Genomic DNA, 15,248 nt, shown 5'->3' with positions numbered 1-15,248 from the left:
TTATATTGTTTTTATAACATTCACTGACTTGCTATCTGCTATCTCACCGAAAGATAAAACCTCCAGATCCGGAAAACGACCTTCAATCATTTTCTTAATAAATCGACGGACATCGACAGACGTAAGGAGGACAAGATCTTTATGTGCAATCAATAAATCATCCAACTTAAGTGTAATGAGATCCATCAAATTAGCGGAGGCTTCTGGGTCAAGGCTGAGGAAGGTACTGCCAGAGGTCTGACGGATCCCTTTGCGAATAACATCCTCAACTTCAGCAGATACCATTACTGCTCGTAATTCGCCGCCATTGGCGAATTTATGGCAAATATAACGCGCCATTGCTCCACGAATATGCTCCACAAGGTTAATGACATCTTTTTCTCTTGGCGCCCACAATGCGAGCGCTTCCATAATTAATTTCATATTACGCACGGAAACACGTTCGCTTAACAAACGCTGCAAAACTTCAGATATACGTTGTACCGTGGCATGTCTGAGCACTTCTTTAAGTAAATCAGGAAATTTCGCTTCCAGTTGGTCCAGCATATGTTTTGTTTCCTGAATACCGAAATATTCATTGACGTTGCGCGCCAGCGTCACCGCCAGACAGTGGTAAAGCTCATCAAGCGCGTTCCGCAACACATAGCCAAGCTCCCGGAGTTTCTCCCCCTCTTCATGCGTTACCCAGAAATACTGACTGCTACCTTGCTGATGGATTGTTGGATTAATACCAAAGGACACGACTTCATCGGAATAATTTACCACTCGCATCAAATCAAAATAGACCGTAAATTGTTCAACACGGATCTCATTAATCAACAATACGATGCTGTTATCGTCCAGGCCCTCACCATCGCGTAACAATACTTCCGGCAGGCGCACGCCATAATCAATAAAGAACTGACTACGTAGACGCTCCGCAAGTTGAGCTTTTTCCAGATCTTCACGTCGGCTCTTCGGCACAAGTAATATCAACGGTACGGTCTCTGTAGAGACTTTATCGAGATCGCCAATCAGTCCCAACGACGACCCTTCTTTTTCCTCAATACTGAGCGGCTGCTCGCCTTTGCTGGTTTTAGGTTTGGCGGCGCTACGTTTTGCTTCACGGAATTTAAAATAGAAGAGTACGCTTAAAACCACCGATAAAATAACAAATACCGGCAGCGGGAATCCCGGCAGAGTTCCCATTGAAATGGTCAAAATAGCCGTAACAACCAATACAAATGGGTTGTTCAACAGCTGCGTCATGATATTCCGCCCCATATTATCGCTATCGCCATTTACGCGAGTCACGATAAAACCGGCACTAATCGCAATCAACAATGCGGGGATCTGGGCGACAAGACCATCACCAATGGTCAGCATGGTATAAGTAGACAGAGCGGAGGACAAATCCATACCATGGCGGGTCATCCCCACCGAAATACCGCCAATAAAGTTCACAAAGATGATAATGATGCCGGCAATAGCGTCACCTTTGATAAACTTCATCGCACCGTCAAAGGAACCGTAAAGCTGGCTTTCCCTTTCCAGTACGCTTCGCCGTTCGCGCGCGGCATCCGCATCAATAATACCGGCCTTCAAATCGGCATCAATACTCATCTGTTTACCGGGCATACCATCCAGAGAAAATCGGGCCGCGACTTCCGCGACGCGTTCTGAACCTTTGGTAATAACGATAAACTGAACCACGGTGACAATAGAGAAGACAACAAAACCCACCGCCAGGCTATCGCCAATAACGAATTGCCCGAACGTGGCGATAATTTCACCGGCATCGGCTTCAATCAAGATAAGACGGCTGGTACTGATCGATAATGCCAGACGAAAAAGCGTGGTAATTAACAGTACCGCAGGAAACGTTGAAAAACTGAGGATTCTGTCAATGTAGAACGACCCCATAAACACCAATATCGCCAGTACGATATTCAGTGCGATCAGGAAATCAACCAGATAGGTAGGTAATGGAATGACGAACATAGAAATGATCATCACCATTAGTACCAGAATCAGTAATTCAGGTCGTAAACGAGCACTGTTAAGTAGAGAAAGCAGCACTATAGGTATCCTGTTAATATTAAATTAAGACAGCTTTTCAATAGTACGACGCTGTTCTGCCATTTCATGCTTGTAGGCAATATCGGTCATACTACGTAACGCCATTAACAATTCTTCCTGCCAATATTCTTCATAAAAGAGTGAAGAGGGTATGGCTTTACATACTTGATAAAATATCTGCAAAAAGGATGCATGTTCTTTATGACTAAGCAATAACGCATTCAAACCTATAATATCGGCTAACAGCGAATCCACTTCATGTGGCTGTTGCAATAGCGAAAGCATCAGTAGTAGCCACGACGACTCCTCCGCATTAAACGCTTTGGTAAACGAATACGACAACAGTGTACTCACAAACAGTAGGTCGGCGGAGCGCAACATTTTAAGTTGCGTCAGACGTCGTAAAAGCTGGCCAAACTCCAGGCGCGAACAGCTGGCGTCATTCGCGTCAATATCGGTTAATAGCGAACCCTCAATAAAATCCAGTACCACCAGTCGACGTTGATAGCCATAACTGGCTATCCAGTCAGAGTAAATCTCCACTTCATGTGATTCACTCTGGATAAATTGCCGATAGCTGGCGCGCAATAAGCCAGGTTTTAACGATAATGTTTTCCCAAAAAGCCGGGCCTTCAACGCACAATTAATCCCTGCCTTGAGGGTCTTCGGATCGGTTTGCTCTTCAACGTGCTTAAGTAACGACTCCAGCTTTTTCCGCACGATCTCTTCCAGATCTTTACGACGAAGTAATTCGCGTAACACAAGGACTAAATCACTGGGGTCAGGAAATAAGCTACGCGCCTGACGTAAAAAATCTTCTAACGCGCCGCCATGTACGCTAATTAGCTTTAATATTTGCTTCGCCTTCGGTAAAGCCTCATCCTCCAGCACGCGTTCAAAACTGTTAGATAAATTACTGGATTTTTTTTCATAATCGCGACGGTTACGAAATTGCGCCAGCGCCGCTGACATTTCATCCGTCGACTGGACAAATTTTTGTACTTCCGCCCCTGGAGACGAATCCTCTGCGGCCTGTTGTATTTCCGCCTGTTGCGCATCAGTATGCTGGGTCGCATCCTGATGAGATGTCTGCCGGGACAATATTCTGGAAAATGAAATACCGGAGGTTGAGCCAGGAATCATTTAATTGCCTCCTGACCTCTATCCAGATAAACACGAACCCATTTCTGTAACTTATCGTCCCCACTCCAGGCACCGCTTTGCTTCAGAATATTATTTATCGATTCGCTGGCATCCGGCGTTAACGGGTCGACAATTTCTTTTGGTTCAATCATGAATACACGAACAACATTACTTTTATTCTTACTGGAATAACGGAACAGGCTACCAATAAGCGGTATTTTGCCTAAAAACGGAATACTTTGGACAGTATCGGTATTTGCATCCCGTGTATAACCCCCGACCAGCAAACTTTTTCCATGCGGAACTCTCGCAATAGTGCTAATTAACGTTCGCCCGACTTCGGGTAACGCATCTACGGAGGTGGTAGTATCGGTTTGCGGCGTCTTATCGTTACCATCTTCAATGTCCAGCGACATTTCTATCTGACCATCTGCGGAAAAACGGGGCAGCACTCGGATCATTGTTCCGTATGTTACATGCTCAAGCGCCACATTACGTTCCCCAATCAGCTTGGTGTAAAACGTTCTGTTGTTATCAAAAATAGCGGGAACATTTTCCTGAGTCAGTAATACCGGGCGCGAAACCACCGTCGCCTGTTTCTTCTCTTCTAACGCATTGACCGCGGCGATGAATCGACTGCCATCGAGGGTACTTATTGAAGACTGGTTTAATGACACACCAAGTTTGTCCCCAATAGTTATGCTGCCGCTCCATGAAGTGCCCAAACGCTCCAGATCGCTTTTATTAAGATCGACAATCCACAGGGATAATTCTACGTGACGTTTGGCGACATCCAGCGCTTTAACCAGCATTTCGATAAAATGTACCTGCTCAGCCGTTCCCTTTACTAACAAGCTGTTGGTATCCGGATAGGCCACGATTTTAATATTGCCCGCCGCGGCATTTTGCTTTAAAGCTTCCTGTAGACTCATGCCACCGGCATAATTTGCTGCTTTACCTTTTTCTCCATTCGCTGAAAACGCTGGCATCGCCGGAGGTTCGCTACTGACAATATTACCTAAGGGTTGCTCTTCTCCCTGCAATAACCTTTCAATGGCCGTGGCAATACCGGGGATAACCATTTTCTGATCGCGCAAATTGTAGGTACGATCGCCCACGAAGGTATTGTTCAGACGCATCACCCCTATTTTCTGGCGTCCCAGCTCAATACCATCGTTTTGCTTGTCCATCATGGTGGCGGCGTTGACCACCATATCAACATAGACGGGCGGCCCTGAAACATAGAATGTTCCTTTACGGTTATCGCCACGTAGCGGGTAATTTTTGTTATATAAACCTGAGCGTTTTAGAAAATTGTTGAACTCATTGAGTGAGACGCTGCGTAAAGAAACGACGGCATTACGCATTTCACTGGCATCATAAATATAAATAGCCTGCCCATCGAAATACCAAATCAGCCCCAGTTGTAGGGAAAGCTTCTCCAGTAATACGTTAGGATCGTTAAACTCAAAGTTGCCCGTAATTTTTTTTCGTGCCGCCATTTTGCTAACAATGACAGGCTCCTTTAGCTGTAGCGCCATGGCATCGAAAAATGTCCGCAAGCTATCGTCTTTCGCAACAAACCCACTTCCCGTTACAGGTATTTTTTCACTAGAATAACCAGGTGCAACCAGAACAAGCGCGGCACATGCCAGCACTCTGGCCAAAAGAATATGTGTCTTCATTTGTCTGCCAATTGAATAATATTTGATAATTTCCGCGGCGAAACACCGATCAGCTCTTTGATCTCACTAGAAAAATGTGAAGGCGATGAGTAACCATGATTAACGGCTAATTGGGTAATATTCTCATGGCCTTCTACACTATTCAGCAGCGATTGCGCCATACGCCAGTTTCGTAATTCACTCTTCGCTTTTCCGCCCAGCGCTCTGCTGCACAAACGACGAAAATGGGTATAAGAAACACCATAGTCTTCTCCCAGCATTCTCATCGTGTTGCCGCTGGTTGACTGAGCGAGTAAATAGCCAACCAACCAGTAACTCTCGCTTTTTCGTAACAGCGCCAGTACCTTATTGAAGGCCGGAGAAGGCGTAATAATTTGCTGCAAAAACCAGTACTCGCAGCGTTTACGATCTTGCCAAATAGCGCGAAACTCAGGACTCAGCAAAACCCATTTATCGGATTCAGCATATGTCGTGTCCACTAATCCTGCGCCATCGATAAATGCCAGTAATTTGCTGAGTACTTCAATTTTTAACGGTCGAAAAACCACGTCTCCTGATACTGGTGCGACAACAGCCTGCTCGCAAAAAAGCAGCGCGCCTTCCTGAATCAGGCAGTTTTCATTGTGTCGGCCTTCAGAAAATGACATATGCAGCTTTTGCGCGGAACACGTCTGTATAAACCATGCTTCCGGGCTGCGGATTTTCCGCTTCTCTCCTTCTTTAAGTACTTCCTGCGTATTTAGCATAGTTGTCAGCACCAGTTAAAAATCATTTTAATATGTAAACAATACCGGGAGCGGGTGGCAAAATCCTGATGCAATCATTATGAAACTGATGCCATCCGCTAATTAAATTGGCCCACTTGCACAGCACTCGCTGATTTAAAATAGAAAATCAGCTCATAGTGTATAAATTCTGGCTTATTATTCTGCAGCAGCAAAAATTCAAATATTGTCATCGGGATGGAGAATTAATTATTTATATCAGGAGTTTTTTTTGCTAGCATTCCTGAAATGCATTCGCCCCCTTATAACTATTGTCAGATAACATTCTGACGGTTGTGTAAAAACATTGTGCCTCATTCTTCTGTAGTTGGAGTTAATATGAAAAAATTTTATAGCTGCCTTCCTGTCTTTTTACTGATTGGCTGTGCCCAGGTGCCCCTCCCTTCCTCCGTGAGCAAACCGGTGCAGCAACCTGGCGCTCAGAAAGAGCAACTGGCCAACGCAAATAGTTTTGATGAATGTCAGTCTCTTCCGTATGTGCCGTCAGACCTTGCGAAGAATAAATCATTATCAAACCAGAACGCTGATAATTCCGCATCAAAAAATAGCGCAATCAGCTCAAGCATTTTCTGTGAAAAATATAAACAAACCAAAGAACAGGCGCTCACCTTCTTCCAGGAACATCCACAATACATGCGTTCGAAAGAAGATGAAGAGCAACTCATGACCGAATTTAAAAAAGTTTTACTTGAATCCGGAAGTAAGAATTTAAGCATATATCAGACGTTACTTGCTGCCCATGAAAGACTGCAAGCCTTATAAGGCCATATCACCATTGGCTGAACTCATCATGATATAATTAAGACCATATTTTGCATTGCCACTTAATATCAATATAATTATTATAGCTATGGTCACTTTTACGGTTGGCCATTTGTCTCTTACGTTGCATTTATCAATCTGCTTTTTGATACAGCAGCACCTCGCTGCTGCTTTTTTTATTTGCGATAAAGAACGGCCTCCCAGACTCGGGAAAATAGCCGAAACTTATACTGACAATCTATCGTCTCGTATATCGCGATAAACTGACATCCCCCTCTTTCCCCACCTGTTCGCATTCTTGCGATACCCCATCCACTTTTCGCGGATAACGTTCTTTTTACCCGTGACAACGTATTGACGACCAGGCTAGTATAGCGGCAGAAATGTCCCGATGTCTGGAATGAATGGCAGACAGTCTATAAGGTGATTGAATGGATACGACAGAAGAACTAAACGGAACCTACTTCTACCACGGACAATCGAACCTGTCAGCAGGTGAACTATTTGATGTAATTTTCCTTGAGCAATTTTGTGATGAACTTGGGATTGGCATTGAGTCAGGTGCTGCTATCCTCGCCGGGCAACCGTGGTTAAAAACCAGAACGAAACCGGGAGAGGCAATCAAAGGGACAAGTGTTATCTCCAGGTATGGGAGAATGCTTTTACGAAATGCACGAACTCCTTTTGGTATTAGAGTTCCTACACCCGTTGGTATAAGAATGCGAAAAACAAATAATCTTGCCGCAGTCATAGCACGATATGTTCCATGGTTAGGTTGGGTTGGTCTTGTGAATTCAATTTACCAGGTATCAAGGAGAACTCAGGCAAAATACAACCTAATAGCACGCCCTAAAGATCGTATACAATGGACATCCTTTTGATGGACACAATTCAGCAAGAGGTGTTAGCACTCTTCCGTGAAGAGATTCCCGGATATTTAGACAGCAATTTGAAAGAAATCCCTTTAGAACTTGATTCTGATTTATTTGAAGCTCCAGGCGATGACCTGCATGAAGCTTTGGATAAATTTGAAAAAAAATTTAATGTAGATTTATCACAAGTTAAATGGTCGTGTTATTTTCCTTGGGAGAATACTCCACTGCTTACACGATGGTTTAAATTAAAACGGGAAGATGTAGAACGAACTCGTACACCTTTAACAATCAGAATGTTTTCTGAGTCAGCGAAAGCTGGGAAATGGCTTTATGATTAATGAAAAATATGTCGAATTAATCAGGAGTTAATTACTATGAATTTTGTTATTTGGCGCAGTATCATTAAACGATCAACCCCTTTCCTTGTTGCTGTCGTTTAAAACGCTTTATGCTACTTTATCTGCATCTGGTAGGTTATGACAACATGAGGCTTTGTTGAATAATTCAGAATCGGCCAACGATAAGGATACAGGACTCCCACCGGAGCACTCGTTATACGAGCCTGACGCTGGTCGGCATTGCCAACAACGTCATCCAGTTCAGCGCCTTGAGCATCGCCATCGCTTCACCCACCTGCGCGTCATAGTTCCGCAGACTCAGATAGCCGCCCAGCAAGGTTTTAATACGGAACATCGCTGTTTCCACTACTGAACGACGGTGATAGCCCACTTTCTTTTCCAGACCTCATTGCTGCCGCTCCGATGTTGATTCGCCACCGCGTGGTTACGCTCATGGTACTTGCCCGGCCAGTATCGCGCACCGCTTCGTGGTGGGATTAGCGGCCTGATTTTTTTCCTCAATAACACATCATGGCAATAGCGCGTGTCATAAGCGCCGTCAGCCGAGGCTTCCCTGATTTTACGGTGAGTCTGGCTAATCAGCCCCGGCAGTGCCTGCGTATCCGTCGTGCCGCTGAGTGGGAAAGTATGCCTTTGCAATTAATCAGGAAAGTGTTGCGCGAGAAATCGTGCATCTTTCAAGCACATCGTCTACTTTAATTAACCGATTCATAAAATATATATTCTCTGTTCATTTCTAGCTTGTAGGCTATTTTAATAACTGTGTATTTTAAACAATAAAATTTAATATTGCCCTATTTCTTTGTTATAATACCAGCCTCCAAAATTGTGCTATAGGAACATCATGGAATTAATCCGTTATGCTGACATCAACAGCGATCTCTATCGCCACATTTGGGCCGTTGGTGATATTCATGGATGTTACTCCTTATTGTTAACCAGACTGGCTCAATTAAATTTCTCTCCTGATACCGATCTCTTGATCTCCACTGGAGATAACATTGATCGAGGAAAAGAAAACCTTGAAACACTGAGACTGTTAAATACCTCATGGTTTATTTCTGTAGTGGGTAATCATGAAGCTATGGCGCTTGACGCTTTTGAAACACAGGATGGCAATTTCTGGTATGTAAACGGTGGTTACTGGTACGACTCGGTCACCGAAAAAGACAGGCAAGAAGCCACTGAACTATTACTAACTTTTAAGCAGCGTCCTCACATCATAGAGGTTGAAACGTCCTCAAAGAAGTACGTGATTGCCCATGCCGATTATCCAGATGACAGCTACGATTATGGGAAGCAAGTTGATATTGATAGCGTTCTATGGTCACGCGATCGTCTGCTTGGTTCGTTACAGGGGAATATCCATCCAATACGCGGTGCGGATACTTTTATCTTCGGCCATATGATTGTTGACTACACAACAACATTCGCCAATCAAATCTACATTGACACCGGTTCTTTCTGTTCAGGCAATCTGTCTTTTTTTAAAATAAAGTAATCTGGAAATAGAATTATATAATATTAACCCTCCCTGCATTATGGGCAATGACATAGCCTTCAATAAGTACCATTGCCCATTCGTAATAGCGTCTAAATTTCGCGTTTTTCTGCCCATTTCAGCATTAAGATCGCAGGCCAAAAAAACGAAGCCGTAATCAGACGCAGGTAGTTACCCGATCGCCTGAGACGAGTAAAGATCGCACATCTCAAGATACCTATCGGAAGAAAGCGCAATAACCGTGGTGGCGAAATGGATCGGCTTGCCTTCATGCAACACAATCTTGATTACAGTCTCGAGTTTGGAAGCATCCGTTTCCCTCTTAATTTTGTTGGGATTTCTCTTTGTTGCGAGCATGGTCTGAACTAATTGCCTGGCTACTTGCCTTGTTTCGTCAATATTTGGAAAATCGAACACATTTCCAACTTTTACTTTCAAGACAGAACTTGGCTTCCTACCCTCACTGACATTACGATCTGACGAGGCTACTCTTCGCTGGATTACGTAGATTTTTTTCGTCAAACTGGCTTTTACCCCGAAACCAGCAGGAGCTTCTCTGTGGTCATCGAAAACAATGTAGAGTTTTTGAGCTGGGTTAGCTTCGAAAACGATTTTTCCAGAGCGACTGAGTGCAGGCTTAACATTGATACTTAACTTGTTGATAATGAAAGGCTGGCTGAGAGTTGTTTTCAAAGTATCACCCCTGTTGTAGTCCAGGAATGATGAGAATGTAACCTGTCACATTTTAGGCTACAGGTGAGCTACAAATTTATGGGTTTATGTGAGTTTATAAGGGTTTTACCCGTGGCCACATGAGCACTTGAAAGAATAAAAAAACGAGTAAAATCAATATGAATGAGTCATTTGATAAGGACTTCTCCAACCACACCCCGATGATGCAGCAGTATCTCAAGCTGAAAGCCCAGCATCCGGAGATCCTGCTCTTTTATCGTATGGGAGACTTTTACGAGCTGTTTTATGACGACGCAAAGCGTGCGTCGCAGTTGCTCGATATTTCGCTGACCAAACGCGGCGCATCGGCTGGCGAACCTATCCCTATGGCGGGTATCCCGCACCACGCCGTAGAAAACTACCTCGCGAAACTGGTCAATCAGGGCGAATCCGTCGCTATTTGCGAACAGATTGGCGATCCGGCCACCAGCAAAGGTCCCGTTGAACGTAAGGTCGTGCGTATCGTTACGCCTGGCACTATCAGTGATGAAGCCCTGCTACAGGAGCGTCAGGATAACCTGCTGGCGGCTATCTGGCAGGATGGTAAAGGCTACGGTTACGCCACGCTGGATATCAGCTCCGGGCGCTTTCGTCTGAGCGAACCCGCCGACCGTGAAACGATGGCCGCAGAGCTGCAGCGCACCAATCCCGCCGAACTATTGTATGCCGAAGATTTTGCTGAAATGGCGTTAATAGAAGGACGTCGGGGTCTACGCCGTCGCCCGTTGTGGGAGTTTGAGATTGATACCGCCCGCCAGCAGTTAAATCTGCAATTCGGTACGCGGGATCTGGTTGGTTTCGGCGTCGAAAATGCCTCGCGTGGATTATGTGCGGCAGGCTGCCTGTTACAGTACGTAAAAGATACCCAGCGCACCTCCCTGCCGCATATTCGTTCCATTACGATGGAACGCCAGCAGGACAGCATCATTATGGATGCCGCGACCCGCCGCAATCTGGAAATTACCCAGAACCTGGCCGGCGGTGTCGAAAATACCCTCGCCGCGGTGCTTGACTGTACCGTGACGCCAATGGGTAGCCGAATGCTTAAACGCTGGCTGCATATGCCGGTACGAAATACCGACATATTGCGTGAACGCCAGCAGACCATCGGCGCCTTGCAGGACACCGTCAGCGAACTGCAACCGGTGCTGCGTCAGGTCGGCGATCTGGAGCGCATCCTTGCGCGTCTGGCGCTGCGCACCGCGCGTCCGCGCGATCTCGCCCGAATGCGTCACGCCTTCCAGCAACTGCCGGAATTGCACGCTCAGCTTGAAACCGTTGACAGCGCGCCGGTACAGGCGTTGCGTAAAAAAATGGGCGATTTCGCCGAGCTGCGCGACCTCCTGGAACGCGCCATTATTGACGCGCCGCCGGTACTGGTCCGCGACGGCGGCGTTATTGCACCCGGCTACCATGAAGAGCTGGACGAATGGCGCGCGCTGGCGGACGGCGCCACCGATTATCTCGATCGTCTGGAAATTCGCGAACGCGAGCGTACCGGGCTGGATACGCTGAAAGTCGGCTATAACGCGGTACATGGTTATTACATTCAGATTAGCCGTGGTCAAAGCCATCTGGCGCCCATCAATTATGTGCGTCGCCAGACGCTGAAAAATGCCGAACGCTACATTATTCCTGAGCTTAAAGAGTACGAAGATAAAGTTCTGACCTCGAAAGGCAAAGCGCTGGCGCTGGAAAAACAGCTATATGACGAATTGTTTGATCTGCTGTTGCCACATCTGGCCGATTTACAGCAGAGCGCCAACGCGCTGGCGGAACTGGATGTGCTGATTAACCTGGCCGAACGCGCCTGGACGCTGAATTACACCTGCCCAACATTTACCGATAAACCCGGTATCCGTATTACCGAAGGTCGCCACCCGGTGGTTGAACAGGTACTGAATGAGCCGTTTATCGCTAACCCGCTCAATCTGTCGCCGCAGCGCCGGATGTTGATCATTACCGGCCCCAATATGGGCGGTAAAAGTACCTATATGCGGCAAACGGCATTGATCGCCCTGCTGGCCTATATCGGCAGTTACGTTCCGGCGCAAAACGTGGAAATCGGCCCCATCGACCGTATTTTTACCCGCGTCGGCGCAGCGGACGACCTGGCCTCCGGGCGTTCGACCTTTATGGTGGAGATGACCGAAACCGCGAACATTCTGCATAATGCCACGGAAAACAGTCTGGTATTGATGGATGAAATCGGGCGCGGTACCTCCACGTATGACGGGCTGTCGTTGGCCTGGGCCTGCGCGGAGAATCTCGCGAATAAGATTAAAGCGTTAACGCTGTTCGCTACCCACTACTTCGAGCTGACCCAATTACCGGAGAAAATGGAAGGCGTGGCAAACGTCCACCTGGATGCGCTGGAACACGGCGATACTATCGCGTTTATGCACAGCGTGCAGGACGGCGCGGCAAGTAAGAGCTATGGCCTGGCGGTCGCGGCGCTTGCGGGCGTCCCTAAAGAAGTCATCAAACGCGCGCGCCAAAAACTCCGCGAGCTGGAAAGCATCTCGCCCAATGCGGCGGCAACGCAGGTGGACGGCACGCAAATGTCGTTGCTTGCCGCCCCGGAGGAGACATCGCCTGCCGTTGAAGCGCTGGAGAATCTCGATCCGGACTCCCTGACGCCACGCCAGGCGCTGGAGTGGATCTATCGGCTGAAAAGTCTGGTGTAAACGTGTCAGACCCGATAGCGCCGCGCTATCGGGTCTGCGCGCAGGAACAGGCTTTTCAGGCTGTGACTGTTGTTTCGTGTAAATGACGCCAGACTATCCGTCCTCTTTCGCTTTTTAAAATGACCGTCGACCAGCGTACCGTCTCAGCCTGGCCCGGCAGTTGCTGGCGCTCACGATAACGCAGCGCGGCGCCTTCCGGCCACTCCGCCACAAGGTCAATGTGCTCAACCACGATAACCAGCCCCGGGCGACACCCGCGCTGCGCCTGGAAAAAAGCGCCGAGCGCCGGATAATCCAGACAAACACCGCCTGGCGTTATCATCGTAAAATCAACAGCAAAACGCGCTATCAACGCCTCCAGGCTACCCACCCCCTTACTAAGCCAGTTCTCAATCGCCGCATGGGCGTGAATAATTTCTTCTTTATATGGATTCATGATCTTTCCTTTTTCAGGCACAGAAGCGCCTGTCTATTGTTTAGACAGACAGCGTAAATAAGGGGCAGCAGGGTGATACCGGCGGCGGCAATAAAGGTCCAGCGATAAGCAACCTCAAGCGACATAACGCGCTGGAGCGCATTTAATAGCAGCGTCAACAGCGTCGCGCCAAGGAAAAAGCTGATCTGACGATTAAGATTCCATAGCGCGCTGGCGTCAGGCATGTCCCGGCGAGCAATAGTCAGGAAAGCGCCACTCTGCGCGGTACTGCTGCACAAACTGCCGCCAGCGCCCATTAAGGCGAATATCATCATCAGTACACGGTGCGATGTCGCAGGCGTAACGTTAGTTAAAAGCAGTATCCCTGCGGCCTGAAGAAGACAGCCGACGATAATCAGCGGACGCGGCCCAAGCCGATTGAAGTAACGTCCGGTAAGCATAATGGCGACAAATGAAGCGATCGACCAGGGGATCATCAGCGACCCCGCCGCCGCAGGCGATAGCTGCGCGACGTTCTGTAGATAAAACATCCCGACCACGCTGATACCAATGAACATACCCGGCACACACAGATAGACGATCATGGCAAAACGCAGCAGCCTGTCCGTCAACAACGGCAGATGGAGCAATCTTGCTGACGCCATTGTCGTCGACGCGGCGTTCAGCCAACAATAAGCGAGCAATAAAGTGAGAACGGCCACCGGCAGCGTGGCAAAGAATATCCAGCGCCAGCCGCACGTTTCCACCAGCAACCCGCCAATCGCAGGCGAACATGCCGGCGCCAGTAGCGCCACCATCATGACAACCGATGACACGCCAGCGCGTTCATGCGGTTCAAACTGTTGCCAGGTTAACGCCTGACCAACCGGGATCAATAAGCCACCGCCCGCCCCCTGCACAATACGCCAGAAAACAAGGCTGTGTAAGGAATCGGCAAAACCTGCGGCAGCGGCGGCAACGCTAAACAGAATGAGCGAAAATATGATCAGCCGTCGTGCGCCGAGATAACGCGAAAGAAACGCGCTAAACGGAACGATCAGCGTTAATCCTGCGATATAACCGTTACTCACCCATGCCAGCGCCGATATGGACGTATGCAGATCCACGGACATCGCAGGAAAAGCCACGCTGGCAATAAACAGATTAATCAGATCAAGAAAGAAGCCGAGCAGGTAAACCACTGCCACTTTACTGCGGTACGTCATTATGCATCCTCCGTCAGAGGCGCTAATGTAGCCGTCCGGAGAAAGCCAGATAAGTCCGCGCTTCAACGATATACTGTCAAAATAATTTTGACAGTAAAGGAGCTCGCCATGCTCAATTTGCAGCGTATGTCGCTGTTTATCGCCGTGGTAGATAGCGGCAGCTTCACGGCGGCGGCGGCCGCATCGGGCCAAACAAAAGCGGTAGTGAGCTTTAATATTCGGCAGCTTGAAAAAGAGCTTGGCGTAACGTTACTGCTACGTTCCACCCGACGATTGACGCTCACAGACGCCGGCGTCCTCTTTTACCAAAAAGGCGTGAATTTACTCAACGCAGCGAAAAATTTGCAGGATGAAGTGCGTGCCAGCCATAGTGGGCTGGGCGGCGAGTTACGTATTACCACTACGCCCGAGTTTGGCGAACAGGTGATCATTCCGGTACTGGCGCAGTTTAGTCAGCGCCATCCCGATCTCCGTATTCGGCATATGTCCTCATCACATCATGCCGATTTAATTGCCGAGCGCTTTGATGTGGCGATTCGGCTTGGCTCGCTGGCCGACTCCCACTATCGCGCCGCGCTGATATCCCGCTTTACCATTCTGCCGGTCGCCGCGCCGCAGTGGCTCGCCCGCCACCCCGTGTCGTCACTGGAGTCGTTGGCCCAGGCGGAATGGATTATTCATGAGCGATTACCTACGCCGCTACGGTGGACAGTAACGAATAATCATGGCCAACACTCACGCCTGGAGATAAGCAAAGCCGGCAAAATTTCTGTCGACAGCGCGCGCTCGCTGATGGCCTTCGCTCTCGCGGGAAGCGGCGTCGCATTACTGCCGCAATGGTTAGTCAACACCGCACTGGAGGATGGAACGTTAATTCACCTGTTACCCGACTATCATTTTCCCCGTCAGGGCATTTATGCCGTTTATCCGGACGCCCGCCATGTATCGACAAAAGTACGCGCATTTATTGATTTTTTACGTTCGCAATGGGATTGCGGGGAGCACGCCCCATCATTGTAG

Annotated in this window: 13 protein-coding genes and 2 pseudogenes; 7 read left to right on the top strand and 8 right to left on the bottom strand. The window is 48.0% G+C overall.

Going from position 1 to position 15,248, the window contains the following annotated elements; genetic code table 11:
• Genes invA through invF form a run of 4 tightly spaced genes read right to left on the bottom strand, consistent with a single transcriptional unit; the run spans position 1 to position 5,533 of the window.
• The gene (gene invA / locus ACLD4K_RS08980) at positions 1 to 2,058 is read right to left on the bottom strand and encodes a type III secretion system export apparatus protein InvA (RefSeq protein ID WP_000927219.1); all 2,058 of its coding nucleotides are present in this window, start codon (positions 2,056 to 2,058) and stop codon (positions 1 to 3) included.
• Between the two features lie 24 nt (positions 2,059 to 2,082).
• On the bottom strand, positions 2,083 to 3,201 hold the full coding sequence (gene invE / locus ACLD4K_RS08975; RefSeq protein WP_000612171.1) for a type III secretion system gatekeeper InvE: 1,119 nt from the start codon (positions 3,199 to 3,201) through the stop codon (positions 2,083 to 2,085).
• Positions 3,198 to 4,886 carry a type III secretion system outer membrane ring protein InvG gene (invG, locus tag ACLD4K_RS08970; protein ID WP_411011721.1) on the bottom strand — a complete coding sequence of 563 codons (1,689 nt, stop codon included), beginning with the start codon at positions 4,884 to 4,886 and terminating at the stop codon, positions 3,198 to 3,200. The genes invE and invG overlap by 4 nt, the downstream gene beginning before the upstream one ends.
• Positions 4,883 to 5,533: a type III secretion system transcriptional activator InvF gene (invF, locus tag ACLD4K_RS08965; RefSeq protein ID WP_001747511.1), complete on the bottom strand. Its 651-nt coding sequence runs from the start codon at positions 5,531 to 5,533 to the stop codon at positions 4,883 to 4,885. The genes invG and invF overlap by 4 nt, the downstream gene beginning before the upstream one ends.
• A gap of 456 nt (positions 5,534 to 5,989) precedes the next feature.
• Between invF and invH the strand changes: the two genes are divergently transcribed.
• From invH to ACLD4K_RS08945, 4 genes and pseudogenes are all read left to right on the top strand, one after another.
• On the top strand, positions 5,990 to 6,433 hold the full coding sequence (gene invH, locus ACLD4K_RS08960) for an SPI-1 type III secretion system invasion lipoprotein InvH (RefSeq protein ID WP_411011720.1): 444 nt from the start codon (positions 5,990 to 5,992) through the stop codon (positions 6,431 to 6,433).
• A gap of 431 nt (positions 6,434 to 6,864) precedes the next feature.
• On the top strand, positions 6,865 to 7,314 hold the full coding sequence (locus tag ACLD4K_RS08955; RefSeq protein WP_000381612.1) for an STM2901 family protein: 450 nt from the start codon (positions 6,865 to 6,867) through the stop codon (positions 7,312 to 7,314).
• Positions 7,299 to 7,646: a DUF1493 family protein gene (locus ACLD4K_RS08950; RefSeq protein ID WP_411011719.1), complete on the top strand. Its 348-nt coding sequence runs from the start codon at positions 7,299 to 7,301 to the stop codon at positions 7,644 to 7,646. The genes ACLD4K_RS08955 and ACLD4K_RS08950 overlap by 16 nt, the downstream gene beginning before the upstream one ends.
• Positions 7,647 to 7,695: 49 nt before the next feature.
• Positions 7,696 to 7,788, top strand: a pseudogene (locus ACLD4K_RS08945) (GNAT family N-acetyltransferase); the annotation flags it as partial.
• Positions 7,789 to 7,860: 72 nt separating this feature from the next.
• On the opposite strand, the pseudogene ACLD4K_RS08940 reads toward ACLD4K_RS08945, so the two are convergent.
• Positions 7,861 to 8,285 (bottom strand): annotated as a pseudogene (locus ACLD4K_RS08940) (transposase); the annotation flags it as partial.
• A gap of 226 nt (positions 8,286 to 8,511) precedes the next feature.
• Between ACLD4K_RS08940 and pphB the strand changes: the two are divergent.
• The gene (gene pphB / locus ACLD4K_RS08935; protein ID WP_411011718.1) at positions 8,512 to 9,168 is read left to right on the top strand and encodes a protein-serine/threonine phosphatase; all 657 of its coding nucleotides are present in this window, start codon (positions 8,512 to 8,514) and stop codon (positions 9,166 to 9,168) included.
• A gap of 171 nt (positions 9,169 to 9,339) precedes the next feature.
• Here pphB and ACLD4K_RS08930 read toward each other — a convergent pair whose 3' ends face one another.
• On the bottom strand, positions 9,340 to 9,861 hold the full coding sequence (locus ACLD4K_RS08930) for a cytoplasmic protein (RefSeq protein WP_411011717.1): 522 nt from the start codon (positions 9,859 to 9,861) through the stop codon (positions 9,340 to 9,342).
• 158 nt (positions 9,862 to 10,019) lie between these two features.
• Here ACLD4K_RS08930 and mutS point away from each other — a divergent pair, with 158 nt between their 5' ends.
• Entirely contained in the window at positions 10,020 to 12,587 is a 2,568-nt protein-coding gene (mutS, locus tag ACLD4K_RS08925) for a DNA mismatch repair protein MutS (RefSeq protein WP_023195210.1), read from the top strand.
• Between the two features lie 55 nt (positions 12,588 to 12,642).
• On the opposite strand, the gene ACLD4K_RS08920 is transcribed toward mutS, so the two are convergent.
• Positions 12,643 to 13,023, bottom strand: coding sequence for a DUF4440 domain-containing protein (locus ACLD4K_RS08920; protein ID WP_411011716.1), 381 nt, complete (start codon positions 13,021 to 13,023; stop codon positions 12,643 to 12,645).
• Entirely contained in the window at positions 13,020 to 14,228 is a 1,209-nt protein-coding gene (locus ACLD4K_RS08915; protein ID WP_000222391.1) for an MFS transporter, read from the bottom strand. The genes ACLD4K_RS08920 and ACLD4K_RS08915 overlap by 4 nt, the downstream gene beginning before the upstream one ends.
• 87 nt (positions 14,229 to 14,315) lie before the next feature.
• On the opposite strand from ACLD4K_RS08915, the gene ACLD4K_RS08910 reads away from it, so the two are divergent.
• On the top strand, positions 14,316 to 15,248 hold the full coding sequence (locus ACLD4K_RS08910) for a LysR substrate-binding domain-containing protein (protein WP_411011715.1): 933 nt from the start codon (positions 14,316 to 14,318) through the stop codon (positions 15,246 to 15,248).

It is taken from the genome of Salmonella sp. 741265055_HSA, from assembly GCF_046569525.1.
In the GTDB taxonomy this organism is placed as follows: domain Bacteria; phylum Pseudomonadota; class Gammaproteobacteria; order Enterobacterales; family Enterobacteriaceae; genus Salmonella; species Salmonella enterica.
Note: the sequence above shows the minus strand (reverse complement) of the source record. Positions and strands in the feature narration are given on the sequence as shown.

Excerpts from the sequence above, each read along its gene's own strand:
- invG (WP_411011721.1), bottom strand. The coding sequence starts at position 4,886 with ATGAAGACACATATTCTTTTGGCCAGAGTGCTGGCATGTGCCGCGCTT.
- mutS (WP_023195210.1), top strand. The coding sequence starts at position 10,020 with ATGAATGAGTCATTTGATAAGGACTTCTCCAACCACACCCCGATGATG.
- invH (WP_411011720.1), top strand. The coding sequence starts at position 5,990 with ATGAAAAAATTTTATAGCTGCCTTCCTGTCTTTTTACTGATTGGCTGT.
- invF (WP_001747511.1), bottom strand. The coding sequence starts at position 5,533 with ATGTCATTTTCTGAAGGCCGACACAATGAAAACTGCCTGATTCAGGAA.
- pphB (WP_411011718.1), top strand. The coding sequence starts at position 8,512 with ATGGAATTAATCCGTTATGCTGACATCAACAGCGATCTCTATCGCCAC.
- ACLD4K_RS08920 (WP_411011716.1), bottom strand. The coding sequence starts at position 13,023 with ATGAATCCATATAAAGAAGAAATTATTCACGCCCATGCGGCGATTGAG.
- ACLD4K_RS08955 (WP_000381612.1), top strand. The coding sequence starts at position 6,865 with ATGGATACGACAGAAGAACTAAACGGAACCTACTTCTACCACGGACAA.
- ACLD4K_RS08950 (WP_411011719.1), top strand. The coding sequence starts at position 7,299 with ATGGACATCCTTTTGATGGACACAATTCAGCAAGAGGTGTTAGCACTC.
- ACLD4K_RS08915 (WP_000222391.1), bottom strand. The coding sequence starts at position 14,228 with ATGACGTACCGCAGTAAAGTGGCAGTGGTTTACCTGCTCGGCTTCTTT.
- invE (WP_000612171.1), bottom strand. The coding sequence starts at position 3,201 with ATGATTCCTGGCTCAACCTCCGGTATTTCATTTTCCAGAATATTGTCC.